Annotated in this window: 21 protein-coding genes, 1 pseudogene and 1 riboswitch; of the genes and pseudogenes, 6 read left to right on the top strand and 16 right to left on the bottom strand. The window is 56.8% G+C overall.

The features are described 5' to 3' along the window. Positions 1-681 precede the first annotated feature (681 nt). Positions 682-1,812 carry a DNA polymerase III subunit beta gene (gene dnaN / locus RRF56_RS15360; RefSeq protein ID WP_317034045.1) on the top strand — a complete coding sequence of 377 codons (1,131 nt, stop codon included), beginning with the start codon at positions 682-684 and terminating at the stop codon, positions 1,810-1,812. Positions 1,813-2,019: 207 nt separating this feature from the next. Here dnaN and RRF56_RS15365 read toward each other — a convergent pair whose 3' ends face one another. The 3 genes from RRF56_RS15365 to RRF56_RS15375 form a co-directional block, all read right to left on the bottom strand. After that, positions 2,020-2,628, bottom strand: coding sequence for a hypothetical protein (locus tag RRF56_RS15365; protein WP_317034046.1), 609 nt, complete (start codon positions 2,626-2,628; stop codon positions 2,020-2,022). Next, the gene (locus RRF56_RS15370; RefSeq protein WP_410510616.1) at positions 2,609-3,814 is read right to left on the bottom strand and encodes a sulfite exporter TauE/SafE family protein; all 1,206 of its coding nucleotides are present in this window, start codon (positions 3,812-3,814) and stop codon (positions 2,609-2,611) included. The genes RRF56_RS15365 and RRF56_RS15370 overlap by 20 nt, the downstream gene beginning before the upstream one ends. 125 nt (positions 3,815-3,939) lie before the next feature. Further along, entirely contained in the window at positions 3,940-4,647 is a 708-nt protein-coding gene (locus RRF56_RS15375) for a Fe-S cluster assembly protein HesB (RefSeq protein WP_317034048.1), read from the bottom strand. A gap of 325 nt (positions 4,648-4,972) precedes the next feature. Here RRF56_RS15375 and RRF56_RS15380 point away from each other — a divergent pair, with 325 nt between their 5' ends. Next, a complete protein-coding gene (locus RRF56_RS15380; protein ID WP_317034049.1) occupies positions 4,973-5,314 on the top strand; it encodes a cupin domain-containing protein in 342 nt (113 codons plus the stop codon). Positions 5,315-5,461: 147 nt separating this feature from the next. After that, positions 5,462-7,372, top strand: a complete 1,911-nt coding sequence (locus RRF56_RS15385) for an acetate--CoA ligase family protein (protein WP_317034050.1) — start codon at positions 5,462-5,464, stop codon at positions 7,370-7,372. 69 nt (positions 7,373-7,441) lie between these two features. Here the strand turns inward: RRF56_RS15385 and RRF56_RS15390 are convergent, their stop codons facing one another. The 7 genes from RRF56_RS15390 to RRF56_RS15420 form a co-directional block, all read right to left on the bottom strand. After that, entirely contained in the window at positions 7,442-8,269 is an 828-nt protein-coding gene (locus tag RRF56_RS15390) for a glycerol acyltransferase (RefSeq protein ID WP_317034051.1), read from the bottom strand. Between the two features lie 266 nt (positions 8,270-8,535). Continuing rightward, a complete protein-coding gene (gene psbA, locus RRF56_RS15395; protein WP_317034052.1) occupies positions 8,536-9,621 on the bottom strand; it encodes a photosystem II q(b) protein in 1,086 nt (361 codons plus the stop codon). A 140-nt stretch (positions 9,622-9,761) separates the two neighbouring features. Continuing rightward, the gene (locus RRF56_RS15400; RefSeq protein ID WP_317034053.1) at positions 9,762-10,109 is read right to left on the bottom strand and encodes a histidine triad nucleotide-binding protein; all 348 of its coding nucleotides are present in this window, start codon (positions 10,107-10,109) and stop codon (positions 9,762-9,764) included. Between the two features lie 45 nt (positions 10,110-10,154). Then, positions 10,155-11,669: an FAD-dependent oxidoreductase gene (locus RRF56_RS15405; protein ID WP_317034054.1), complete on the bottom strand. Its 1,515-nt coding sequence runs from the start codon at positions 11,667-11,669 to the stop codon at positions 10,155-10,157. Between the two features lie 275 nt (positions 11,670-11,944). Beyond that, positions 11,945-12,400: a MarR family transcriptional regulator gene (locus RRF56_RS15410; protein WP_317034055.1), complete on the bottom strand. Its 456-nt coding sequence runs from the start codon at positions 12,398-12,400 to the stop codon at positions 11,945-11,947. 159 nt (positions 12,401-12,559) lie between these two features. Beyond that, entirely contained in the window at positions 12,560-14,035 is a 1,476-nt protein-coding gene (locus RRF56_RS15415) for a carotenoid oxygenase family protein (RefSeq protein ID WP_410510617.1), read from the bottom strand. Between the two features lie 167 nt (positions 14,036-14,202). Beyond that, on the bottom strand, positions 14,203-15,621 hold the full coding sequence (locus RRF56_RS15420; RefSeq protein ID WP_317034057.1) for a folate/biopterin family MFS transporter: 1,419 nt from the start codon (positions 15,619-15,621) through the stop codon (positions 14,203-14,205). Between the two features lie 632 nt (positions 15,622-16,253). On the opposite strand from RRF56_RS15420, the pseudogene RRF56_RS26440 reads away from it, so the two are divergent. Both RRF56_RS26440 and RRF56_RS26445 read left to right on the top strand, forming a co-directional pair. After that, positions 16,254-17,057, top strand: a pseudogene (locus RRF56_RS26440) (substrate-binding domain-containing protein); the annotation flags it as partial. 864 nt (positions 17,058-17,921) lie between these two features. After that, on the top strand, positions 17,922-19,163 hold the full coding sequence (locus tag RRF56_RS26445) for a DUF4912 domain-containing protein (protein WP_410510618.1): 1,242 nt from the start codon (positions 17,922-17,924) through the stop codon (positions 19,161-19,163). Between the two features lie 244 nt (positions 19,164-19,407). Here RRF56_RS26445 and RRF56_RS15430 read toward each other — a convergent pair whose 3' ends face one another. Next, positions 19,408-19,803, bottom strand: a complete 396-nt coding sequence (locus RRF56_RS15430) for a hypothetical protein (protein WP_317034059.1) — start codon at positions 19,801-19,803, stop codon at positions 19,408-19,410. A 120-nt stretch (positions 19,804-19,923) separates the two neighbouring features. Then, the gene (locus tag RRF56_RS15435) at positions 19,924-20,172 is read right to left on the bottom strand and encodes a hypothetical protein (protein WP_317034060.1); all 249 of its coding nucleotides are present in this window, start codon (positions 20,170-20,172) and stop codon (positions 19,924-19,926) included. Positions 20,173-20,383: 211 nt separating this feature from the next. Beyond that, positions 20,384-20,466: riboswitch (Glutamine riboswitch) on the top strand. Positions 20,467-20,497: 31 nt separating this feature from the next. Here RRF56_RS15435 and RRF56_RS15440 point away from each other — a divergent pair. Then, positions 20,498-20,989 carry a DUF4278 domain-containing protein gene (locus RRF56_RS15440; RefSeq protein ID WP_317034061.1) on the top strand — a complete coding sequence of 164 codons (492 nt, stop codon included), beginning with the start codon at positions 20,498-20,500 and terminating at the stop codon, positions 20,987-20,989. Positions 20,990-20,992: 3 nt separating this feature from the next. Here RRF56_RS15440 and RRF56_RS15445 read toward each other — a convergent pair whose 3' ends face one another. The 4 genes from RRF56_RS15445 to RRF56_RS15460 form a co-directional block, all read right to left on the bottom strand. Beyond that, the gene (locus RRF56_RS15445; protein ID WP_317034062.1) at positions 20,993-21,781 is read right to left on the bottom strand and encodes a lipoate--protein ligase family protein; all 789 of its coding nucleotides are present in this window, start codon (positions 21,779-21,781) and stop codon (positions 20,993-20,995) included. Beyond that, positions 21,778-22,689 carry a lipoyl synthase gene (lipA, locus tag RRF56_RS15450; protein WP_317034063.1) on the bottom strand — a complete coding sequence of 304 codons (912 nt, stop codon included), beginning with the start codon at positions 22,687-22,689 and terminating at the stop codon, positions 21,778-21,780. Before lipA ends, RRF56_RS15445 begins: the two co-directional genes overlap by 4 nt. A 91-nt stretch (positions 22,690-22,780) precedes the next feature. Beyond that, on the bottom strand, positions 22,781-23,146 hold the full coding sequence (gene folB, locus RRF56_RS15455) for a dihydroneopterin aldolase (protein WP_317034064.1): 366 nt from the start codon (positions 23,144-23,146) through the stop codon (positions 22,781-22,783). A 135-nt stretch (positions 23,147-23,281) separates the two neighbouring features. Then, the gene (locus RRF56_RS15460) at positions 23,282-24,457 is read right to left on the bottom strand and encodes an RNA polymerase sigma factor, RpoD/SigA family (protein ID WP_317034065.1); all 1,176 of its coding nucleotides are present in this window, start codon (positions 24,455-24,457) and stop codon (positions 23,282-23,284) included. Between the last annotated feature and the right edge of the window lie 321 nt (positions 24,458-24,778).

Genomic DNA, 24,778 nt, shown 5'->3' on the forward strand with positions numbered 1-24,778 from the left:
AGCGAGGGCATCTAGCCGAGCCCCATAGGATCACAAAATAGATCTTTAAAGGATCCACACCAAACATCTTCAGCCCAAAACACCTCGGGATCAAATTTAAGCAGTAATATGGGATCCGTAGTAAACAGCAGCTTGAGCGAGGAGTAACGATTTATGATCATTTTCTGCAAATTCTCTGGGGAAAACCCGGGGAAAACTGGGGGAAAACCCCAGCTTTAAAGGGGATAACCTCCATTAAAAAAGAGAAGCTACCGTGGCCCCTTCCATAACTGTGGAAACTCTCTCTTCTTTTCCACAACTTTTCCACAGCAGAGTTAACATTACGATCTATACCAGCTAAAGTTTTCAGCCGTTCTCCACAGTTTTCACAGGCTCTACTACTACTACTACTTTTTAAAATTATCTTCTTCCGGAACGCGAACTTTGTTTAACAGGGTTAGCATTTGTCAAGTTTCAAAAGGGTGATAGGATGAGCACCCAATCAAAAAGTACCTACTTCTTGAATTGCCAAAAAGCTTTCAGCAAAAAGGATCCAGCCCTTCAAGTTTTTGCAAAAAGAGTGGGCTATCTAGGAATTCATTGCAAAGATGAGATACTGCTAGTACGGAATGAGTCAGTCCTGACAGATCAGCATTCTGTCCGGTAGTTCCGCTCCAGTTGCGTTTTGTTTTCTCTGTTGCCATGAAGTTTATCTGCCCCCAGAACGAGCTAAGTGCCCAACTGTCGTCGGTAAGCCGTGCCGTATCGTCGCGCCCCAGTCGGCCTGTGCTGGCCAATATTTTGGTAAAGGCCGATATTGAAAGCCAGTCGGTCACCCTAGTGGGGTTTGACGAAGTGCTGGGCATCGAAACTCGCTTTCGTGCTCAGGTCGAAGAGCCCGGCACCCTAACGCTGCCTGCTAAGCTCTGGGGCGACATTGTGTCGAGGCTGGCCAACGAAGACATTACCCTCGAATCTGACGGCGACAGCACCACCGTTACCCTCACCTCTTCCTCAGGCCGCTACGAGGTGCGGGGCCTCAGCGCCGAAGACTATCCCTCATTGCCTACGGTCGACGATGGCGAAGCGATTTCGCTCTCTGCCGATGCGCTGCTCAACGGCCTGCGTGGCTCGCTGTTTGCCACCAGCGGCGACGAAACCAAGCAGGTGCTCACCGGCGTACACCTGCTTGCTGAAACCGATGCTCTGGAGTTTGCCGCCACCGATGGTCACCGCCTCTCAGTAGTGCAGACCAGTGATGACTCATCCACCGCCACCCCGGCGATGGATGTTACCGTACCGGCCAAGGCTCTACGCGAGCTAGAGCGCATGATTCAGGGCTACAGCTCTAACGAGCCGGTGGCCCTACGCCTCGATGAAACCCAGGTGCTGTTTGACCTGGGGGCACAGCGCCTCACCACTCGCCTGCTGGAGGGGCAGTACCCCAACTATCGGCAGCTGCTGCCCAAGCAGTTTGCCCGCCAAGTCACCGTCGATCGCCGCCTGCTGATGTCGAGCCTGGAGCGGATTGCGGTGCTGGCCAGTCAGAAAAATGACATCATCAAAATCACCCTCAACAGCGGCGATCAATCGATTGCGCTCTCGGTCGAAGCCCAGGAAGTGGGCAGCGGTCGCGAAGAACTGCCCGCCCAGGTGACTGGCGACGACCTCGATATTGCCTTTAACGTGCGCTACCTGCTGGATGGCCTGAAGGCGTTTGATACCACCGAGGTGCAAATGCAGTGCAATGCGGCCACCAGCCCGGCAGTGTTTGTGCCCCTAGGCGAAACCAAGATTACCTACCTGGTGATGCCGGTCCAGATTCGGGGGTAGACGTAACGCCAGGGGTAGTGGGTAGCGCTCAAGGCATTACTCTTGCGTTAAACCCTCAGTAAGCCTGTAGCTACTGGTGTAGTGATGGGAAGGAGTACCAAGATAGAACCATAAAACTTCTCCCACTGAACAATTAGCCCGTGCCTGCGTCCTACGTGCGGCATTACCGCAGAACGAGTTTCGGGCCGAAGACATTTCCCTATCGTCCTATGAGCGCGGGAGTTTTTGCTGGCGCAGAAGCAGGAGGGCTGCGATCGCCAGCCCCACCCCACTAACAGCGATCGCTGGCCACAAAAATCGGCGATCGCTGGCTGCGAGCGGTTCTAAACTGTCCTGCACTGCTGGTTGAGGCGGTGGTGTCATGGCCCTGGCGCTACCGGCAGCAACCACGGTGGTGTAGCTCAGCTCAAAGGGTGCGAACGTGGCATCGGCAGTGGGGTTGCCGGTGAGCACAATTCGATATTCGCCCACCTCAGGAAACGTGATCTCGGCCCCAGGAATATTTTCGAAGCTTTCGGGTGACATTGCCGTCAGTGTTGGCTGCATCACGGGCGCAGAGTCGGTCTGGTTAGCTCGGTAAACCGCCAGGGTGCAGTCGCACTGCTCCAGCGGAATCACCCTGCCGCCCTGCTGGGTGAGCGCCACCCACACTCGGGCGGGTTCTCCAGCTCGGGCGCTGTGGTTGGGCTCTAGGTGCCAGGTACCTGCCACATCGCCTGACACCTCGGTTTTGTGGGCCAGGGCGGGAAGTCCTCCGGCCAAAAGACTGATACCCACCGCAAGACTGCCAACGACGCTAATGCTTGGCCGAGACATAGTATTTTTCTAGAGACAACAGGGACCAAAACCAACGCCAGCGCAGCAGCAGCGCCACTAGCGCCAGGGTAACCAGGGCGATCGCCGCCAGCTGGTTGGGGGTAGACCGCTCAAACCCACCCAAATAGCGCGACCCCAGCAGCAGCGTGTGGATCACCACCAAGACAAAAATCGGCAAACTCAGCAGATGCAGCCGTCGCCACTGGTAGCCCAGGTAGCGCTGGGCCTGGTCAAAACTGGTCAGGGCCAGGGGTGTCATTAGCCCAAAGGCGACGATGCCGGCCCAGCCGCCTACCTGGAGTCTGGGCAGCAGAAAGGGCAATGTTAGCGGGTTCCAGCCCATGGTGACCATATGGCCGATGTGGGCGATCGAGAGCACAAACGCCCCCACCCCCAGGGCACGACGGTAGACCAGCAGCGACGGCCAGCAGCGGCTAACGGGGCGGGCAATCAGGGCTAAAAATAGGCAAACCAGTGCCCCATGCCCGGTGAGATCGACGCTGCTGCTGCCCCTAAACACAGTCAGCAGACCAATGATTAGGGTAATCCAGCCGCCGAGGCGAAACAGTTGGCCCCGCCGATCGCTGCTCACCCAGCTAGTTGAAACACCGACCCCCAGCATCATCGGCAGGGTGCCAAGGCCAAAGGCCAGCATCGTAGCCCCGCCGGCCCAGGGGTTGGTGGTCTCTGCCGCTTTAAGCTGAGCCGCATACAAAAAACCACAGGGAATCAGCCCCCACGCCAGCCCCAGCAGTAGCGGTGTCCAGCGCTGGGGGTTGAGGGAAAGGCCCTGCATGGCGCGATTGAGGCGATCGTGCAGGCCAGACATGGGGTTGAGAAAGGGCACCTTGGGCATGGACTGGGGGCTAATTTGGGCCAGCCCAAACCAGATCAACAGCAGCCCGGTCACGATGGCAACTCCCTGTCGCAGCGGACTGCCAATGCCCGCCATTTGCCCGCTGGCCACCAGCACCGAGCCTAGCGCTCCAATCCCAATGCCGACTAGGCCATAGCTGATCAGCCGGCCCAGGTTGATCAGCAGGTGAAAGAAGATATGCTGCCAACGGCTGGGCGCTGCCGATGACTGAGATAGGGAAAAGGCTACCGTAATGGGGCCGCACATGCCCAGGCAGTGACCAAAACTGCCTAAAAATCCGACGCTAGCAATGAGTAGTAGATCTAGCATGCTCGAGGTAAGGGGCACAGGCAGATTTTTTGAGAGTAACACTCCGCCTTGCCTGGTGTCTGTTGACCCCCTGTCTGTTGACGTAATCCCAAGTCTGGGGTGGTGGATAAACGCGCCGCGATCGCTCAAACCGTGCGGTCTGCCCTCAGGCTGGCCTGGCCGTGGGGGCATAAATTGAAAACCACACAGCGATCGCAGGCTGGATGTTTATAAAAGCAGCACCGTTGCCCGTGTAGCATCATCACTTCATGGTGGTCGTAGACTTGCTGGGCGTTCCACTCCTCGGGCAAGAGCGCTTCGAGGACTGCGTGGGATGGCCCCACCGCCAAGCTTTTAGCAATTAGCCCCAGCCGCTGGGCGACCCGGTGATGGTGGCTATCGACCGGCAGCGCCCGCCCCCGCAGCCGACTAAAGCACAGCACTGCCGCGCTGGTTTTTGGTCCTACGCCGGGCAGGGTTTCTAGCCAGGCGCGGGCCTGGGGCACGGGCATTGTTTGCAGAAAGTCGAGGGACCATTCGCCGTTGGTTGCCTCCCCAATTAGTTTCAGCACTTGCTGAAGGCGGGGTGCTTTTTGCTCGGGCCAGGTGCAGGGTGCGATCGCTGCCTCAACCGCTGCCGTGGGTGCATCGCGCACGGCGGCCCAGGTAGGAAACTGAGCCACGAGCTGCTTAAAGGCGCGCCCCGAATCGCGGTTTTTGGTGCGGTGAGACAGCAGCGATGACACTAGCTCGCTCAGCGGGTCGAGCGTATGAAAATAGGGTATCGGACAGCCATATTCGGCACAGAGACGATCGTGAATGGCGATCGCTTTGTGCTGCAAATCCGCGCTCATTGGTTGGCTCACCACATCTCTAACCCTGCTCACTTGCTTCAGCAGTTTAACGACTTAGGCTGAGAGCAGAATTGACCTGAGGAGAGAGCCAAATGGCGCATAGGGTGGCTTGGGTGACCTGCCTAGGAGCTTCATGGGGGCGATCGCCCTGAGTTAGCGCCATGCTCCCTCATTAGAAAGAGGTTGCCCTGCCCTGGGGTCTTTAGGATGCGAGTGAAGATAAGAATCAGGGCTGTGCCAAGCCGGTTGGCCAGCATTTCTGCTGGGGTCTTGCCTGCCTCACGCCAGTTCTCGACTCTGCTCTACCCGCCAAATTTATAAAACCATGAGCGATACCACCATCATCAAAGTCACCTCTGAAGCCGCTCCGATGGGGGCTATGGGGCAAAAGCACCTGGCCCTGAGCAAAACGATGGCAATGCGGCTGTGGGAAAATGAGCAGCCCGGTGAGGCCAAACCAGAGACCCAGCGTCCCTATGAAGCGATCGGCTACGTGATCGATGGGCGGGCGGAGCTACACCTCGAAGGCCAAATGGTGGTGCTCGAACCCGGCAACTCCTGGGTGGTTCCTGAAGGAGCATCTCACACCTACAAAATTTTAGAGCCCTTCACCGCTGTAGAAGTGACATCGCCCCCCGCGGTGGTACACGGGCGCGATCAGGCTTGACGTCTTGGGTTGCTTAGGAGTTTGCGCTGAAATAATCCCGAATTCTAGTGGTATGAGCGACCTACCGGCTGAATTTATCATGCTTGCGGTATAGGTCATGGGCTGCAATTACTGCCTAGGATGAGGGGTATTTGCTTAGGAGGGGCAATGGTTGTCGATCAGCTTCCGGTATCCCGCGTGAACGCTCGCAAGACTGATGCGTTTGACATTCATAACGGTCGGTTTTGTGAGGGCAGTAATCCTTACCTAAACACGGCGGCCTTCGTCTTCGACTTTGCCCTCACCGGAAACATTGACCCGTTGCCGATCGCAACCTACGTAGACGCGGTGAGCGATCGCTATCCTCACCTCAAAGAGCAGACCTACGAAACCTATGCCCATCTCTTTGCCCAGGTGGCAGCCGAGGTTAACCGGCTCGATATCGGGCTGCATTTGCAGCGCTGGAGCGTGACCTATCGGGGCAATCGCTGCTGTATTGCCATTGAGGCTCTACACGGGCGCACCACGCGATCGGTCATCTACGCTGTGTGGGATTGGTTTGAGGCTATCACCCAAGACCAGCATTTTTATATTGAAGATCAAGTTGAAGTCTTTCAAAACCTGTTTCGGCAGTCGGTCTATGGTGGCCCCACCGTCTATGCACTGCTGCGAACTGCCCATGAGAAGGGGATTCCGGCTTTTTATCTGTGGGATGAGGGGCTGATGCAGTATGGCTACGGCAAAAAGCTAGTGCGCGGCATAGCGACTACCTTTGATACCGATAGCCACTTAGATTCAGACTTCACGACCGGCAAAGACGACTGCAAAGCCTTTCTCAAGACTCTGGGCTTTCCGGTACCTAGAGGAGAAATCGTGGAGACTGGCCATGAGGCCTTAACCGCTGCCGAACGAGTGGGATATCCCGTTGCGGTCAAGCCGGTGTCGGGGCACAAGGGCGAAGGGGTAACGGCAGGCGTGCAAGACGACGACGAACTTGAAGCCGCCTTCGATCGCGCCTTGGCGTCAATTCCAAAAGATCAGCCCGTACGGGTGATTGTCGAGCAGAGTATTGCGGGCTCCGATTTTCGGATCCTGTGTGTCAATGGTCGGTTTGTAGCGGCGATGGAACGCCAACCGGCCTCAGTCACGGGGGACGGGCGATCTACCGTTAGTGAGCTGATTAAAAAGGCCAACCAATCGAGCGATCGCAGCGACACCCCGACTTCTCCGTTAGGCAAAATCAAAGTCGATGACGCTATGGAGATGTACCTAGAGGAGCAGGGGTTTACGGTAGACAGCGTTTTAGACCAAGGCTGCACGGTGTATCTGCGTAAAGTGGCCAACCTGTCTGCTGGCGGGTTGAGCATTGATGCCACCCCTACGATTCATCCCGACAATGTGATCTTGGCGCAGGATGTTGCCCAACACTTTCGGCTCACCTGTTTGGGCATTGATGTAATTGCCCGTGACCTAACGCGATCGTGGAGAGACGGCAATTTTGGCATTATTGAAATCAACGCGGCACCGGGAGTGTCTATGCACCTCAACCCCGCCCAAGGCGATCGCGTCGATGTCACTTCCCCCATTTTAGAAACCTTCTTTCCTGCCGAAATCAGCGCTCGAATTCCGACTATGACCTTTAACCGGGTGTCGATGCGCGATCTGCAAGAACTGATTGACCATATTTTGTTGCAGCATCCCAACTGGGTGATCGGGGCGGTCTGCCGAGAAGGGGTATTGATCAACCGTTCTGAAAAAGTCTTGAGCGCAGACTACAACGTCAATGTGCGTAACCTGCTGCGCAACCCCAGACTTGATATGCTGATTGCCGAATATCGAGGCGATATTTTTGAGCAAGATGGGGTGTTTTACTCGGGTAGCGACATGGTGATTTTAGATAACCCCACCGAAACGGAAACCCTGCTGGCCCGCGATGTTTTTCCCCATTCAACTGTGATTGTGCGAGAGGGTAACCAAGTCTCAATTCGCCAGGAGGGGTTAATTGAGCAATACCGTCTGGGTGGCACAGAACCCTTTAACCGCGTCTACCTGAAAGAGGTGGGCACCATTTTGGGCTAGGGCTTAGGTCAGCGGCTGGGCAACTCTCCACGTAACCTCAGGCCATGGTTCCTCCTTGCGATCGCCCCTTCAACCGTCGCCATGCTTAGCGATCAGGCGATTGAGGTCTTGCTGCATGTGGTCGCGAACCTGCCGATAGCAGACCTCAACGTAGGTGCGATCGCGCGCTGCATCGGCCCCATAGTGCTCAAAATAGATCGGTGTGCCAATCTGAGTGGCAATGGGCCGGGGCCAGGGAATATTGGGCAGCGGCCCTAGGGCCAGCCCCCACGGCAGCCCTAAATAGATGGGGAACACCTCCGGATCGATCCCCAATAGCCAGGGCATCCCTAGGTCGTGGAGGCGTTCTACGAGGGGATAGATATCGGCTAACACCAGCAGCGTTTCGTGGGCACCCCAGGAAACCGCCGGGACAATGGGCAGGTGGCGCTGGAGGGCAATTTTGATAAACCCTTTGCGATCGCCCAGACAAATCTGCCGCCGCTGGCTAAAGGGACGAAACACATCTTGCGCCCCGCCGGGATACACCAAAATGCTGGCATTGCGATCGAGGGCCGCCAGGGCTGTCTTGGGGTGAGCCGCGATCGCCCCCGCCCGTTCTGCTAGGGCGGCCAGCGGTGGGCTAGCGGCCCACACCTTAGGGTGCATCAGACCATAGACCAATCGCTCAGCCCCAAACCGCCTGACCCAGTCATAGATCATCATAAACATGTCGGGCGCGGCCAAGCCGCCGTTATGGGAGCCGACCAGCATCACCTGACCTTCAGGAATTTGCTCCCACCCAGACGTTTGAACGCGAAAGTAATGGTCGTAGAGCCAGCCCCACAGCGGCTGAAACGCTTGAATAAACTCAGGATCTCGAACATCTAAAGACCAGCCTGGACTATGCGCCGCCATAGGGACGTATCTCTTACTTTAAGGGGCAGGCTCGTTGCTAACGGCAGAGAGCTAATGAAAGCTACCACGCTTCTGGAATCTTTCCGCCTATTTCTATTGCCACAGTTGATTGAGTTAGCCTGCATTATTCATAGTGCTGGAGAAATGCCCGTCATTCTCGTGAAGACCTACAGCCACACAAAAGCGCCCCAGAAGTCTGGGACGCTTAAACCTTCATTCGACCAGTTCACAGACAGGGTAAGGCAGGGGCCTTACCCAACGCAAACCTAGCCGTGGATAGCAGGAGCCTGCAATGCCACGGGGGTAGCCTCACCAGCAAACGCTAGGTCGAGGGGGAAGTTGTGAGCATTGCGCTCGTGCATCACTTCCATACCCAGGTTCGCCCGGTTGATCACGTCAGCCCAGGTGCCAATCACGCGGCCTTGGCTGTCGAGAATCGACTGGTTGAAGTTGAACCCGTTCAGGTTGAACGCCATGGTGCTGATGCCCAAGGACGTAAACCAAATGCCAATCACCGGCCACGCACCCAGGAAGAAGTGCAGAGAACGGCTGTTGTTGAAGCTGGCGTATTGGAAGATCAACCGACCGAAGTAGCCGTGGGCTGCAACGATGTTGTAAGTCTCTTCTTCTTGACCAAACTTGTAGCCGTAGTTCTGCGACTCGGTCTCGGTGGTCTCACGCACCAGTGAACTGGTAACCAGAGAGCCGTGCATAGCAGAGAATAGGCTGCCACCAAACACACCGGCTACACCCAGCATGTGGAAGGGGTGCATCAGAATGTTGTGCTCAGCCTGGAACACCAGCATGAAGTTGAAGGTACCCGAGATACCCAAAGGCATGCCGTCGGAGAAAGAACCCTGACCGAGGGGATAGATCAGGAATACGGCGGTAGCAGCAGACAGTGGTGCAGAGTAAGCGACGCAGATCCAGGGGCGCATGCCAAGGCGGTAGCTCAGTTCCCACTGGCGACCCATATAGGCAAAAATGCCGATCAGGAAGTGGAAAATGATCAGCTGGTAGGGACCACCGTTGTACAGCCACTCATCGAGGGAAGCGGCTTCCCAGATGGGGTAGAAGTGCAGGCCGATGGCGTTAGAGGAAGGCACAACCGCACCAGAGATGATGTTGTTGCCGTACATCAAAGAGCCAGCCACGGGCTCACGGATGCCGTCGATATCTACCGCAGGAGCGGCAATAAACGCAATGATGAAGCAGGTGGTTGCAGCCAGCAGCGTAGGAATCATCAGCACGCCAAACCAGCCTACATACAGGCGGTTTTCGGTGCTGGTAACCCACTGACAAAACTGCTCCCAAGCTCCCGCATTATCGCGGGCGCGAAGAGAAGTAGTCATAGTAAGAGTGCCAATGAATAACAACGAAAAATGAATAGTGGATGAATAGACTTACCCATCCATATGCAGTGTAAAGTTTCTCTTTTCTCTAGAAAATCACGAGAAAGGAAAGTTTATTTCGTTGTACAAAAGTAAATGGATCAGCCTGGTGGCCAAGCCAAACCGCGACCGCCAAGCAAATGTAGATGCAGATGAAAGACGGTTTGCCCACCGTCAGTGCCCGTGTTGATCACGACTCGATAGCCATTTTCGGTGAGGCCTACCTGATCGGCGATCGCCTTTACCGTGAGCAACAAATGGCCCAGCAGTTCTTTGTCGTCTGGGGTGGCCTCAGCAAGGCTAGGAATTGGCTGCTTGGGGATGATCAAAATATGGGTCGGAGCCTGGGGCGTGATATCGGTAAACGCCAGGCAAAGATCGTCTTCATAGACGATATTGGCCGGAATCTCTTTGCGAATGATTTTGCCAAAGATAGTGTCGCCACTCATGGGGAAATAGGGCTAAAAGACGCCGCTATTGTCGCACGGGCTTAATCAATCACAAACCTTTGCATCTAAGGGCTTTACGGCAGGCCCGTGGAGAATTTTACCCTCGGTGCTAAAGCGGGAGCCGTGGCAGGGGCAATCCCAGCTGGTTTCGGCTTCGTTCCAGGCGACGATACAGCCCAGGTGGGGACACACCGCCGAGACAGTGTGGAGCTGGTTGTGCTCGTCGCGGTAGGCGGCGATTTTGCTGCCTTTGTGGGTGACAAGTTTACCTTCCCCTGGAGCCACGCTATCGGTGGAATCAAACAGCCCTTTGAAGCGATCGCCCACCCAGCGCGTTCCCACTTCCAAATTTTTCTGAATTGAGGTGGTGGTCACAAAAGGGGTGGGACGGGTGGCTTCATAGAGGTCTGCCCAGGGGTTCTCAAGGCCCAAAATGCGGTCTGACAGCACCATGGCCGAAAGCACCGACTTTGCCATGCCCCAGAGGCTAAACCCAGTGGCGACGTAGGTATGCCGGTGTGCCGGGGTCAGCGTACCGATGTAGGGCAACTTGTCAAAAGAGACCATGTCTTGGGTTGACCAGCGGTACTCAGGGGTGACCCCAAAGGTCGATTGCAGATAGTTCTCTAACCGCTGAAAGCGTTCGTCTGTGGCCTCGTCGCTACCCACCTTGTGGCCCTCGCCGCCGACCATCAGCATTGTGCTGCCGTCATCGGTAGGGGCGGTGCGAATAGAGCGATAGTTTTGACCCACACCGATATACATGGCTTGGGGGGCTTGGGTCGCCTCAATGCGGCCCCCGACGATGTAAGACCGCTGGGGATAGGTTTTGGCAAAGTACAGCCCGATATCGAGGATGGGCAGGTTGGTGGTGATCACCACATCTTGGGCCGTCACGGTAGCGCCCCCTTCAGTAATCACGCGGCAGGGGCTTTCATCGTCAACGGTGGTGACGCGGGTTTGCTCAAAGACGTGGCTACCGTCGCCGGGCAGGGTGGCGGCGATCGCCAGCATAAACTTGCGCGGGTGAAACTGCGCCTCGTCGGGCATCATGATCGCCCCCGTGATGGCAAAGGGTAGATCGACGCTTTCCACAAAGCGGGTAGGCAAACCCAGGGCTTGGCTGACTTCCACTTCGGCTTTGACCTTAGCTAAGCCGTCCTCATCGGTGGCGAAGGTGTAGTTGGCTTTGCGCTCAAAGTTGCAATCGATGGCTTCAGTGGCAATTAGATCGGCCAGGCGGGCGATCGCCGCCCGGTTCGACTCCCCATAGAGTCGTGCCTTCTCTTGCCCGTGCTCGTCAACCAAATCGGCATAGATCAGCTGGTGCAGGGCCGAGAGCTTGGCGGTAGTGTGGCCTGAGACGCCACATCCAATGCGATCGGCCTCAATGAGAGCCACGGTTTTGCCCGCCTGCTTCAGCAATTTAGCGGTGACTACCCCGGCCAGACCCCCACCCACTACGGCCACATCGACAGCTATATCTGTACTAAGGGTTGGATAGCTAGACGGCAATGTCGAGTCAATCCAGTAGGAAATGGGGCGTCCGGTCAGAACCATGCAAAAAAACCAGTAAAAAAAGCCAATTTCAATCTTCTTTGATTCCACCGCTGGGTTCGTCCCTCCCGAGGCTAGCCTGGGCATAACCCGATCGATAGAAGTGCTCTGTCGAGAGTTAGACAGAGCATTGCCCTAAAGCTCAACCCTAAGGATCTTATTGCGGCAGTTTATTGAGTTAGAACACGTTGACCGGCAGAAGCCTCTGGTAGGGGCATTGCACTGCCCCTACGTCGCACTTGCTTATCCCATAGACGTTTGTAATAAAGAGCGTTGCCTTAAAACACCTGGCGCAGTCGACCCAGCAGCGTCTGCAACTGATCGAGATCTGCCGGGTCGAGCCGTTCAACCCGTTGTCTAAGCTGGGCAAGGTGCGCCGCACTGGCTTTCTCAAACAGAGATTGCCCAGCCGGGGTGAGCCGCACAATCACGCTGCGGCGATTGTCAGCAGGGGTTTCTCGCAGCACTAGCTGCTTTTGCACCAAGCGATCGACCACCCCTGTGAGGGTGCCCTTCGTGATCAGCGTTTTTTCGCCAATATCGCCCATGGCCATGCCCACAGTATTGTTCAGAGTCGCAAGCACATCAAATTGAGCGGGGGTAAGGTCAAACTGCCGCATGTGAGCATCAGAGTAAGTCGAAAACGCATGGTAGGCCCGCGCTAACTCACGCATCGCCCCAACAAACGGCTCTTGAGCAACCTGGCTCGATGAATTAAAGAAGATGGGGGCCATAGATCGCAGCCCGTATAGTTCTAGCTAGGTTTATTTTAATGCCCAGCTTTTCTGCCCAGCCTCGACCAAAGGTATTGTGGCGAGGGCAGGTTCACGGCGCAATCTAAGCCCTGCACCGTGAACCTCAAACCCCCACTCATCTCCCCGCTGGGGCGAAAACTAGCTCTGTTCAGGGCCAAAGTAGTGGGGCACAAACGAGCCGTGCAGACCGTAGGGCACGTGGTGAGACAGCTTGAGCCGTGCCACTGGGCCAGCCGTGAGGTCACGCCCCTCCAAAATAACCAGGTCAGAGCACTGGCGCTCGGCGTTGTACATCAGCACCAACACCCAGCCGTCATCTTCTCCTTGGCCCTGGGGCCGGGGCACAAACAAGGGTTCTCCCATAAACCCGCGCGGGGCCGCGCTCCAGGTTTGGGTCTCGCCTGTGTGAGTGTCGAGCTTGAGGATGGCTTGCAGCGGGGCATTGCCCTGGGGCGCGTGAGCTGTACCTATAAATAGATGTTGGTAGGGTCGCCCCACACGGTCAGGATGCAGGGTAGGGAACTCTACACAGCGGGTCAGCAGCTTGCTGACCTCAGCGGTACCCGCCGCCCTATCTAAGCTAAAGCGCCACAGCTCTCCTGCCGGAACTCGGTCAAAGTCGACTTCGCGAAAGTCGCTGCTACCGTCTAGGGACGGGAAGCTGTCGTAACAAATAGAGTCGATTACGATCTGGCCTTCTTGCTCGAAGGCATTGGCGTGGTGAAACACAAAACAGGGGTCGGTTTCGATCACCTGCATGGGGTCGCCATTGCGGGGAATGATCAAAATTTTGGTGGGCTGTTTGGGGTTATAGCTAATGCATTCTGCTGCCCCCTTGAGCCCCAGCAAAAAGGGAATCGGCCCAAAGCTCACCGGATTTTGAAAGAAGATGGCGTAGTTGGGCGTTAGGGCAAAGTCGTGCATGAAGGCAAAGCCAGGAATCGTGTGGCTGTGCTGGCTGAGGGCGTTGCCCTGGGCATCAATTTCGTAGAGCGTGATCGTGCTAGATAGCCCGGTTTTGACCGAAAAGCCCACTAGCCGCTGGTCGCCGTGGTGGCCAGGGTCAATTTTGGGGTGAGCGGTGAAAGAACCCCCGGGGGCAATCAGCCCGTTGAGGTAGTCTAGCCCCAGGGTTTCTAGAGTAGATGGATCTAACCGATGAGGTTCAGCGGCTTCCCACAGGGCCAGCAGCTTGTCGGCCCAGTAGACAATGTGGGTATTGGCAATATTCTTTAACTTGAGGTCAAAGGCGTTAGCTAAAGGCCCACCGGGCTTTTGGGTGCCAAATACGCCGCGAAAGAGGGGTTTTTTAGCCTGCTGCTCGGCGACGTAGCCCGCTGTGCGCACGAAGCGGTTGCGAAAAAATGCCTGTCCATTGCGAATGGCGATGCTGCTGATCATGCCATCGCCGTCAAAGGGGTGCTTGACCGGGTGGCCGTGGATATCGAGCAGGCCGGGGCCATTGCGAAACAGAGTTCCGTCTAGGTCGGTGGGAATGCTGCCCTCAATGTCGGTAATCCAATAGCTGTGCTCGTCGGGCTGGGAGCGGTAGCCGCTGCTCCAGTCATCAACGGAAAAGGTATCAGCGTTCGGACCGGCCTCGGGGGCGGTCATGGTTGGGGAGTTGATGATGGGGTAGGTAGACATCTGGGCGAAGAAAATAAGGGGTAGTGGGATAGATCAGGCGGTGGGAAGACAACTGTAGGCTGGCTGGACGCAGCCATACATCTTTCTCTAGGAGAAAAAAGCCTTAAGAGAAAAAGGTTCTAGAGAAAAAAGGGCTAGTCGCGATCGCCGGCAGGAACGGGGCGCTCCGTAGACGGAATAGCAAAGAGCGTTTCTGACACTAGGGGTGTCTCAACCGGGGGGTGGGCGTTAGGTTGACTATCGCCCACCCCCTGGGATGAGGAGTTTGGCAGCAAAAACAACAGCGGCAGGGGCAGCAGGGTGGTGAGGTTGGTGATCAGCACCAGCTGCCACAGGTGGTCGAAGTTGGTCTCGGTAACGCCAAGCCAGTGGGTGAGCAGCGCCCCTAGCTCGTGGGAGAGCAGCCCGGCCAAATTCACCACCGACATCAGCAGGGCAAATAGGGTGGCCTCGACGCCGGGGGGGCATAGCCGGGCCGAGAGCACCAGCACCGGCATAAAGGCAATCTCTCCCATAACCGTGAGCACTAAGCTGTCGCCCAGGCTAAACCACTCATCGCCAATGCCCAGACTGCGGTTGACGTGGGTGACCAGCAGCAGCATGCTCATGCCCAGCACGCTGGAGAGCACCGTCGACCAGGCAAAGATGGTGCGAAAGGGCACCGTGCGCAAAAACCGCTGAAATACCCAAATGCCCAGCAGCGCCGCCAGGCTAGTCACTAGCCGCACCCGGCCCAAAAACTCGGGCTGAAAGCCCAAATCGTTGGTGGTAAAGAAAAAGAAGGCGGCATCGGCGGTGGGGGTGGCCTGCCACAGAAAGAGAAATAGAGCGGGCATCCAGATGGCGCGCTGGCGAACAGCTTGCCAGAGCTGCTTAACCTGGTGATTCACCACCGTCCAGCTGGGCGAATCGACGGCCTCTTCGGCGATCAGCACCGCCACCAGCGACACAATTAGGGGAAAGGTGGCGGTAATGCCAAATACGGTACGGGTGCTGACATGCTGGAGCAATGCTCCGCCCAGGTAGGCCGTGAGAATGCCGCCCACCGCTGAGGTGCCCCAGGCCAGTGATTGCAGGGTACCGGCGTTGCCCAACGATTCACCCCGGGCACGCTCTACCACGAGAGAATCGACGATCACGTCGCTGACGGCGACCGAGAGAGAACTGAGGGTAATGGCTGCGATCGCAGCCCAGCCCGTCTGCACCACCGTTGCCAACGCCAGCCACGCCCCTGCCCCCAAAATTCCCGACAAAATCAGGTAGGGCCGCCGTCGGTAGCCAAAGATGGGGAGACCATCTGAGAGCAGACCAAACACGGGCTTGATTGTCCAGGGCAGCGTGGCAATGCCCGACAGCGCGGCGACCTCTGCCGGGGTTAAACCCAGGTCATCTTTCAGGAAAAAGCTCACCGCTAGTCGCGCTAGCCCCAAAATGCCCTGGACAAAATACACCAGCAAAATGGCTGCGAGTTCTGAGGTCAGAGGCTGGCCCAGCAGAATGCGAGTTTCTACAAAGCCTTTGATGCCGCTGGAAGTGGAATGAGAAACCGTCATGCAGTAATGTCTTGCAAAATAAGCGTGTTAGAAAAGCGTGCTAGACGCACCTCGGAGTTTGTTAAGAAATGTCAATGGTTTTCCCCATGATAACTCGCAGCTAGCAGGGCCGGGAGATTGGACGCTACTGGGGCTGCACCTGGGGTGGAGGAGTAGGGGGCCAGCCCAAGCTGTCAAGACAATGGAGGTTGGGGTTCTTGCTAGGTGTAGGCCAACAGCACAGGGTCAGTCGTCTGTCAGATGGAAGAAGATCGGTGGTACCGAGAGGGTTTAGATCCAGAGTTTGGTTAGGCAGAACTCTAGGAGAAAACTTCGCCGGATTTAACGCTAACCCTGGGTTGAAATCAGGAGTGACGAATGGGTGTTTGGAGGCGACAAAGCCCTATTTTGATTGGGCAAAAGAGCCGAATTTAGCCGATAATTAGGCTGTTTAGGCCAAAATTTGGCCTGGTGTATTCCCCAGCCTTTCCCCATTGACTCCCCTGGCGAATGCTGCAATAGTTGAGCGTAATTCTCGGGTACGCACCAAATCTGGGTTAATTAACGGGTTTTGCGAGATAGCATACTCCTGTTCTGATTGCTCACTTGGTATATTTGCCTAGCCTTCAGTTCTTTGCCTCCCCCGTCAAACGATGCAGTATTCAGTCAAGCTTCTTGTTGCCGCACTGTTTGCCCTTAGCCCGGCAGCTCACCCCAATCTGAAGACGTTTGCCCTAGCCCAGGTGACGCCAGCGTTTTCAGTACCCGAAACGGTGCCCGCAGGAACGACCCTATCGATTCAGAGTTCCCCCAATTTGGGCTTTGCCACTGAGGCACTTAAACAAGAATTTGAGGCGACCTACGAAGGGACTGATGTCGGCGTCGCGGTGACCAATAGCGATCAGGCGATCGCGTCCCTACTCGACGGCACTACTGATCTAGCGGCGATCGGTCGGCCGCTGACTGAAGCAGAACAGGCCCAAGACCTGAATACGGTTGCCTTAGATCGGGCCAAAATTGCGATCGTGATTGGCCCCAACAATCCCTTTACCGGTAGCCTTACCTTTGAGCAGTTTGCCGCCATGTTTCGTGGCGAAATCACCGACTGGTCAGCGGTAGGCGGTCAGCCCGGCCCAATTCGCTTTGTCGATCGCCCCGAAGACAGCGACACCCGCCGTTCGTTAGGGCAGTACGACGTCTTTGCTAATGCTCCTTTTGTGGCTGGGGCCACTGCCGACACAGTGGCTGAAGACGATACGGCCGCGGTCATTCAGGCGTTAGGCGATGACGGCATTAGCTATGCGATCGCCCCCCACGTACTCGACCAACCGGCGGTTACCGTCGTGCCGATGCACCAGACCCTGCCCGATGACCCGCGCTACCCTTATTCTCAGCCCCGCTACTTTGTCTACCGGGGTGAGCCGAGTCCAGCAGTGGCCGCCTTTTTAGGCTATGTGACCTCTCCTGAAGGAGCAACGGCCCTGACTGCGGCCCAGGTTGCCGAAGTGGGCGCGGTAACCGCAGGCGTCGTCGCCCCTGCCGAGCCCCTGCCTGAAGCGGATCCCGTCGCTGCTCCGGGTGTTGCCGACTCAGACACCGTGGCTCAAGCGCCAACCGACCCAGCCCCGGCTGTCGAAGCCAATGAGGGTGGCTTTGCCTGGTGGTGGGTGCTCTTGCCCCTCGCGGCCCTGGGTGGTTTGGCCTGGCTACTCGGTCGTAGCCGAGGCAGTATGGCTCCCAATCCCGATACGTCCGTTGTGACCCCTGCCGCCTCCGACCTCCCTGGCCCACCGCCCACCGCCGAACATCCGGTTCCCCCTGTGGTTGAGCCGCCCGTGGCACCGCCCCCGGCAGTGCCCTTGGTCGATGAGCCCGCAGTGGTAGCTGTGCCTGAGCCAGTTGTCCCTGAGCTAGTCGTACCTGAACCAGTCGTACCTGAGCCAGAAGTGCCCGAATTAATCGTGGCCGATGTGTCAGTACCCGAACCAATAGTAGTTACCCCCGAACCTGAGAGTAGTCCCGAGCCCGAAGTCGTTCCCGAGCCCGAGCTTGTCGTTGTCGAAGAAAGTATTATCGAGCCTGCGACTATTCCCGAGCCCGAAATCGTTCCCGAGCCCGAGCTTGTCGTTGTCGAAGAAAGTATTGTCGAGCCTGCGACTATTCCCGAGCCCGAAATCGTTCCCGAGCCCGAGCTTATCGTTGTCGAAGAGAGTATTGTCGAGCCTGAGATTATTGTTGTAGAAGAGGTGCCACCCCCTGCCGAACCTGTGGCAGAACCGCCACCGCCCCAGCCAGTAGTGCCGCCGGTTGTTGCTGCCGGAATGGGTTTGGCAGGGTTGGCCGCTGGCGCAGCCGCTTCCTTAGCAAGTACTAAAGACCAGTCGGCGGTAGAAGCCAGCAAGTTTAACGTGGTGGGTCGCCCTACCGATGGCGACATTGATCTATCGACCATTGATGATGGCCTGCCGCCCTTGCCCGACGGCTATGGTGAAAGCCGCATTGTGCTGATGCCCCGTGACCCCCAGTGGGCCTACGCCTATTGGGATACACCCCATACCCACAAAGAAGAACTGCGCCGCCAGGGAGGAGAACATCTGGCCCTGCGCCTCTACGATGTCACCGGCATTAATCTGGAGGATCAGGCTCCCCACAGCCTGCAACAGGTGGGCTGCGATGAAATGGCTCGCGAGTGGTACATGCAGATTCCGGTCAGCGATCGCGACTACCAAGTCGAGATCGGCTATCTGACGGGCGATGGTCGTTGGCTGGTACTAGCCCGTTCCAACCCCATTCGCATTCCCCCCGTTTACCCATCCGACTGGACAGAAGAACACTTTCTCTCGGTCACTTGGGAAGAAAATCTGCGCGGCAGAACTATCATGACCCTGAGTGACCCCAGCACCGCAAGGGCCGATGCAGGTTTGCACGAACAGCTCTATGCCCTAGCCCAGGGGGGTGAAGCTCTGCGAGTAGATGGGTCTTTATTTGGCTCTATGCACCATGTGGCTGGATCAATGGCACCGCCCATGAGTTCCTTTATCTTCCCCTCTGGGGCAGGGTTACAGGCTGCGGCTATGGGGCCGGGGCTCACCATGTCTGGAGTTTCGGGCTTTACGCTGTCTGGGTTTCCTGGCCCCATGGCCGAATTTCCTGGTTTAACCCCGTCAGGGATGGGGTTTGCTGGGCTGACGATGTCGGGCTTTTCGGGGCTAACCATGTCAGGTGTTTCGGGGTTAACTATGTCAGGGGTGGGGCTGGGCGCGTCTATGCCGCCGATCCGCCCCCGCAAGTTTTGGCTGGTGGCCGACGCTGAACTGATTGTCTACGGTGCCACGGAACCCGACGCGTCGGTAACGGTGGGCGGCGTGCCCATTCAGCTGGCCGAAGACGGCACCTTCCGGTTCCAGACCTCCTTCCAGGACGGCACTATTGAGTACCCGATCATGGCGGTAGCAGCCGATGGCGAGCAGAGCCGAAATATCCATATGACCTTTGAGCGCCAAACCCCCGAGCGACGCACCAATACTAAGGACGAAGCTCAAGATGAATGGCCAAGCGCGTAGGGCTTAAAGGATGGGAGGAACAGGCTACCCCATGCTGGTAACAAACTCACTGCTGAAAGACTAGCAGACGCAATGCATGAGGCTGTGAGCGATCGAGCAATGCGTCAACGCTCCGCCAATCCTTGAGCAAAAATTCAAGCTGAAGCTGGGGTGGCCAATGCCGTCGCAATCATCTCCCAACTTGAAAAGCGCGGAGTTTTCTGTGGAAAAAGCTGTGGAAAAAACTAGTAAGGGAAGTCTGAGCCTAGTCGTCGGCACGACATAATACCGAATCCGAGTGCCATACCCCCAATAGCAAAACTTTGCCCGTCATCTCGCGCCGCTGAGGGTATGGGTTTTGGTGGGACTTGGGCGAGGTGTTGCCCTGCTCCAGCGCTTCTTCGATCAGCGCCTGAATCACCACGCCGTTCTCAGCGTGGAGGTTAACCATGCCGCCGTGGTCACCGGTGTGGCGCATGGTTCTAAAGCTATCGGCAGCATCGACCATCAGCACGCCGGGGTAGGCCATGTAGAGCTTAAAGCGAGAGACCCCATCGTTGTTGATCAAGTCGGGCAGTTCGGCCAGCGACCCTGGGTTGATATCGGTGAGAATGACGTGAAAGGCGTAGTCGACGCAGCACTGAGGCGCTGCCGCTGCCAATCGTCTGTCTAGCGCCGCCTTGGGCTTTCGTCGTGGAACTGCTGGGCAAAGTCAATGATCGTGGTGGAAGGTTCCCGGTTCGAGGGCCGCCTTGCACCTTGAACCTTGAACCCCAAATCCCTAGTTGCGATAGTGCAGCTCTTCTAGCCAAACGCGCAGTTCATCGTCAGAGGCGTGGTTGATGGTCAGTTGAGTCAGGGGGTCGTAGGCATTCCATAGGGTTGCGCCCGAGTCGTCGGTGGCTGGCCAGACATGGGGTTCGTTGGTGGCATTTAGATGAGCTAAGATGCCGTGCCAAACGCTAGCCAGTTGGGTAACGAGGCTGGGGCGCTGGTGAGCAGTATTGATGGGCCAGTAGCTGCTGTTCATAGTAAATCTCCTAATTTATGGGTGAGGTGTGTCTGCGAACTTCCATTCACACTCTAAGAATAGATTTCTGTATCAAAAAGAACAAAAGCTTTCTGTCATGGCAAACATGAAAAACTTTCATGGGTAGTACGGCGGCCTACTCCTCTATGTAGAATTATCAAAAGCTGATATTTTGAAAAAACAGTAGCGTATTATACAGACATAGAGATAAAACGTTCATCTTTTGCCTTGGTGCATGCCCCTCAGGCACCTGGCCGAAAGACGGAAGTAGGGACACTCCCGAAGGAACGCGCCTCACTACGCATCGCTTCTAGGAGGCGACCTTATGAAACTCACCTATCGCGGCATTAGCTACGATGCTACCCCTAGCGCAGCTCCACAGCTGAGCAAAACCCTGGCTGTAGGCCGCTATCGCGGGGCTCCGGTGGTTTTGAATACGCTGGCCGAACTGCCCGCTCAGCCCGGTGACAATTTGACCTGGCGCGGTGTGCCCCACCGCACAGGCATTGCGGCTCCGGTCGCGGCCACCCCCGTGCCACCCCTTGAAATTCCTGCTGTTGCAGCTAGCATTGCAGACCCGGTTGTTACCCCAGAAGTAGGTCCTGAGATGACTCCCACTAACATTCCTGACTTGGCTAGAAATCTGTTCATTCGCCGCCACCAGCGCAGCCGTCGGCGCGAACAGGGCATGATGGTGCGGTTAGCCGCTGAAGTCGGTATTCCCGTAGAAGATGCGGCCCACTACGAAAGCCACATTCAGGGCAAAATGCCCCACGATTTCTCTGGTTACGATCGCGGCTCAGCCGCCATGAGCTAACGCTTAAGTCTTTACGGCAGATGGCCCGGTGCGCTGGCACTCCGGGCCTTTTTTGTGGGCGATCGCATCAATGTCGGCCCACTCTAGCTCGGTCAACGGCTGGGTTACGAGTTGCGCGCCAAAACAGTCGCTAGCGGCCTGGGTGAGCGAGGCGATCACCTGATCTAGGGTGAGTGTGCTCTGCATGGCGATCTGGGCTTGGCTGGGCGGCAGCGCAGGAGTCTGAAAGACCTGCTGCCAGAGGGTTGGGTCGGGGTGAAGAGCGATCGATCCATGCTGTAGCAGGTAGGCACCCCGTCGTCGCTGGGCGCTGCCGATCACTTTGTGGTCGTGGGCATCGACCAAATCGGCGCTGGTGGCCAGGGCAAAGCAGTTGGGCGATCGGCTATAGTCTCGGCCTGGTTGGCCAAACTTGAGGGATACACCCAGTTCTGCCCAGCCTTTGATCAAGAACTGGCACAGAAATTGATAGGCCTGGTCACGGTTTCCAGCCAGCTGCGAGGTCACCACCGCATAGGTTAGATCGCCCTGGTGCAGCACGCCGCGCCCGCCTGTGGGTCGCTGCACCAGATCCACAGGCTGCCCCTGCCAGCTCAGGTGTTGCCAGTGCTCAGGAATTTGGTTGCGCTGGCTGACGCCCAGCGAGATTGCCGCCGGATGCCAGGTGTAGAACCGCAGCGTGGGCGGGTGGCCGTGGTGCTGGTGCTGGTCGAGCAGCCAGGTATCGATCGCCATGTGCACGGCACCGGGCGCTTCTAGGAATGGAAGCAGCCGCCAGGGGGTTCCACTCACGGGGCCTCTCCGGCGTGGTACGAACTGCGCACCAGCGGGCCAGATCGCACGTGGGTAAACCCCAGGTCGCGGGCAATATTCCCCAGGTGGTCAAATTCCTCCGGTGTCCAGTAGCGATCGACCGGGCGGTGATCGAGGGAGGGGCGCATATACTGGCCGAGGGTGAGGCGATCGCACCCCACCGCCCGCAAATCTTGCATGGCCTCGATTAGCTCAGCCTCGGTTTCGCCGTGGCCCACCATCAGCCCCGATTTGGTGGGAACAGTGGGGTCAAACGCTTTGACTAAGGCCAGCACTCGCAGAGAGCGATCGTACTTGGCCCCCCGCCGCACCGGGTCTTGCAGCCGTCGCACGGTTTCTAAATTGTGGTTATAGCAGGTGGGTTTGGCCGCTACGACGGTCTGAATGCGATCGGCCTGGCCAGCCTCGCGGGTTGGCCCACCCCAAAAATCGGGGGTCAGCACTTCGATCTCCGTGCCTGGGTTCACCTGGCGAATGGTCTCCATCACCCGCACAAACCAGCCTGCCCCGTGGTCGGGCAAATCGTCCCGCGCTACTGAGGTCAGTACCACATAGCGCAGACCCAGCAGTCGCACCGATTCGGCTACTTTTTCGGGTTCGTGGGGGTCGAGGGGCATGGGGGCGTGGCCCTTGTCTACCTGGCAGAAGGCGCAGGCGCGGGTACACACCGCCCCCATCAGCAAAAACGTAGCGGTGCGGTTGGCGTAGCATTCACCCCGGTTGGGGCAGCGGCCCTCTTCGCAAATGGTGTGAATCTGCCGCTCTTTGACAATCCGCTGCACCGTCGAGATCTCGCTGGCCTTGCCAATGGGTCGCCGCAGCCAGTCGGGCATGCGCTCTAGCTCATCCCGCAACTGCTGTCGTTGATCTGCTGTAGAAGAAGCCATAACCTCCGTAGGGTGGGCACTGCCCACCAAATGCTTTGCCGCCAGCAGGATTAAATTACCCCATAGGCTCAGGGCAAACGACCGTCTGCCCCTACTGGATTCTATCGCGGCTAATCTCGACTGCGACCTGGCCGGTGTAGTCAGGAATGGGGGGGGTGAGCTTGGTTACTTTGACGGTCACCCGCTGTAGGCGCGGATCAGACTCTAGGGCAGAGGCGGCGATCGCCCCTGCCAGCCGCTCAATCAGCGCAAACTTGGCTTCTCGAATAATCTGCTGAGTGCCCGCGATCACAGTGCGGTAGTCGTGGGTGTCGGTGAGGCGATCGCTCTGGGTGGCTTCTGCTAAATCCAAGTACAGAATAATGTCGGCCTGAAACCACTGGCCCAGCACATTTTCTTCGGGCAGTGCCCCCGTGTAGCCGTAGGCGCGAATGTTGGTGAGGTGAATGGCATCCATGTGTCGGGCGCTGTATACCAACTAAAACCCCCCTTTACTAAGGGGGGCAGGGGAGATCCTGGAGGGAAATTGGGTTGGGAGACAGTCTGCTGCCGGAGGGCCAACAACTGCCGGAGGGCAAACCACCGTTTGCCCCTACTTGAGCCAGCCCTTTAGGCGGGCGGCTACCTGGGGCCGCCGCAGCTTGCGCATGGCCTTAGTTTGAATTTGGCGCACCCGCTCCCGCGACAGATTAAAGATGCCGCCCACCTCTTCGAGGGTGTGGGTTTCGCCCGTGGTGAGGCCATAGCGCAGGGTAATGATGTCTTTTTCGCGCTCGGTCAGCACCTCGGCCAGCACGCTGGTAATCTCCTGGCGCATCATGTTTTCGCTAATTTTTGACTCCGGCGTTTGGGTACGGCTGTCTTCGAGCAGCTCCATCAGCTCGGTGTCTTCGCCTTTGCCGACGCGGTGGTTTAGAGAGAGCGATCGCCTGCGCACCTGCTGCAAACTTCTCAGTTGTTCAACCGTCACATCTAGGGCATCGGCCAATTCTTGTTCGCTGGGGTTGCGCTGTAAATCGCGACGCAGATCGCGGTGAGCTTTTTTAAGCTTGTTCAACTTTTCCACAATGTGGATCGGCAAACGAATGGTGCGGGCATCGTTGGCAATGGTGCGGGTAATGCCCTGACGAATCCACCAGTAGGCGTAGGTCGAAAATTTGTAGCCTTTGTCGGGATCAAATTTTTCGGTAGCGCGGTTTAGGCCGAGGGCACCTTCCTGAATTAAATCGAGAAAAGGCACCCCACGATTTAAATAGCGCTTGGCGATCGACACCACCAGCCGCAGATTTGATCGGATCATGCGCCGCTTTGCCGTGCGACCCTCATGGAGCTTTTGGGTAAACTCAGGTTCGCTGAGCTTCATTTTTTCGACCAGTTCTTGCCGGGTAGGTTTTCGACCTAGCTCCTTCTGAAGTTTTTCGCTGGCAGCTTCTACCTTAGATAAGAAGCGAACCTGCCGGGCTAACTCAATTTCTTCACTGGGTTTGAGCAGGGGATAGCGGGCCATCTCTTTAAAGAAGGCACCTACGGCATCATCGGTGAGGGTTTTGCTGTAGCCCGACAACCCCATCTCCGACATGGCTTCTGACTGAGAAAACTTGGCTAAGACCTCGCGATCTTCGTCCCATGCGGTTAGGTCAGGGGTTAATTCGCTATCGGCAGCAGAGACCTTTTCGGCCACCCTATTTAGGTCGGGGGCAAATCCATCCAGCGATTCGTCGGCCCAGGCTATAGAACTATCTCTGTCGGAGTTATACGTAGTAGTCATGGGGTAAATAAAACGGTATACCTACAGGACGAAGCATGCAGATTGAAGAATGAATATCAGGCTGCCCTGCCGACGGCAACCCTCCAGCAAAACCTCTTGATCCCAAACCAAATCTTTGGATTTATTTTGTGAGTCCACAATACGGATTTTTCTACGAATTCCTAGGCAATGTAACATTTCTTTGGCATCTTGCGTAGTGTAACAGCGAATCCACAAAATGAACGGCAACTTAGCGGTAATTAGCCGCCAATTTTTGCTATCCTCGGTTGCTTTGTTGATCTATTGATCTCTATCTAGGAAGAATCTACCCAACCGGGCAGG

This window comes from Nodosilinea sp. E11, assembly GCF_032813545.1.
Classification (GTDB): Bacteria; Cyanobacteriota; Cyanobacteriia; order Phormidesmidales; family Phormidesmidaceae; genus Nodosilinea.

Bases quoted from the DNA above. Each gene is read 5' to 3' on its own strand.
- dnaN (WP_317034045.1), top strand. From the start codon at position 682: ATGAAGTTTATCTGCCCCCAGAACGAGCTAAGTGCCCAACTGTCGTCG.
- RRF56_RS15365 (WP_317034046.1), bottom strand. From the start codon at position 2,628: ATGTCTCGGCCAAGCATTAGCGTCGTTGGCAGTCTTGCGGTGGGTATC.
- RRF56_RS15370 (WP_410510616.1), bottom strand. From the start codon at position 3,814: ATGCTAGATCTACTACTCATTGCTAGCGTCGGATTTTTAGGCAGTTTT.
- RRF56_RS15375 (WP_317034048.1), bottom strand. From the start codon at position 4,647: ATGAGCGCGGATTTGCAGCACAAAGCGATCGCCATTCACGATCGTCTC.
- RRF56_RS15380 (WP_317034049.1), top strand. From the start codon at position 4,973: ATGAGCGATACCACCATCATCAAAGTCACCTCTGAAGCCGCTCCGATG.
- RRF56_RS15385 (WP_317034050.1), top strand. From the start codon at position 5,462: ATGGTTGTCGATCAGCTTCCGGTATCCCGCGTGAACGCTCGCAAGACT.
- RRF56_RS15390 (WP_317034051.1), bottom strand. From the start codon at position 8,269: ATGGCGGCGCATAGTCCAGGCTGGTCTTTAGATGTTCGAGATCCTGAG.
- psbA (WP_317034052.1), bottom strand. From the start codon at position 9,621: ATGACTACTTCTCTTCGCGCCCGCGATAATGCGGGAGCTTGGGAGCAG.
- RRF56_RS15400 (WP_317034053.1), bottom strand. From the start codon at position 10,109: ATGAGTGGCGACACTATCTTTGGCAAAATCATTCGCAAAGAGATTCCG.
- RRF56_RS15405 (WP_317034054.1), bottom strand. From the start codon at position 11,669: ATGGTTCTGACCGGACGCCCCATTTCCTACTGGATTGACTCGACATTG.
- RRF56_RS15410 (WP_317034055.1), bottom strand. From the start codon at position 12,400: ATGGCCCCCATCTTCTTTAATTCATCGAGCCAGGTTGCTCAAGAGCCG.
- RRF56_RS15415 (WP_410510617.1), bottom strand. From the start codon at position 14,035: ATGACCGCCCCCGAGGCCGGTCCGAACGCTGATACCTTTTCCGTTGAT.
- RRF56_RS15420 (WP_317034057.1), bottom strand. From the start codon at position 15,621: ATGACGGTTTCTCATTCCACTTCCAGCGGCATCAAAGGCTTTGTAGAA.
- RRF56_RS26445 (WP_410510618.1), top strand. From the start codon at position 17,922: ATGGGTTTGGCAGGGTTGGCCGCTGGCGCAGCCGCTTCCTTAGCAAGT.
- RRF56_RS15435 (WP_317034060.1), bottom strand. From the start codon at position 20,172: ATGAACAGCAGCTACTGGCCCATCAATACTGCTCACCAGCGCCCCAGC.
- RRF56_RS15440 (WP_317034061.1), top strand. From the start codon at position 20,498: ATGAAACTCACCTATCGCGGCATTAGCTACGATGCTACCCCTAGCGCA.
- lipA (WP_317034063.1), bottom strand. From the start codon at position 22,689: ATGGCTTCTTCTACAGCAGATCAACGACAGCAGTTGCGGGATGAGCTA.
- folB (WP_317034064.1), bottom strand. From the start codon at position 23,146: ATGGATGCCATTCACCTCACCAACATTCGCGCCTACGGCTACACGGGG.
- RRF56_RS15460 (WP_317034065.1), bottom strand. From the start codon at position 24,457: ATGACTACTACGTATAACTCCGACAGAGATAGTTCTATAGCCTGGGCC.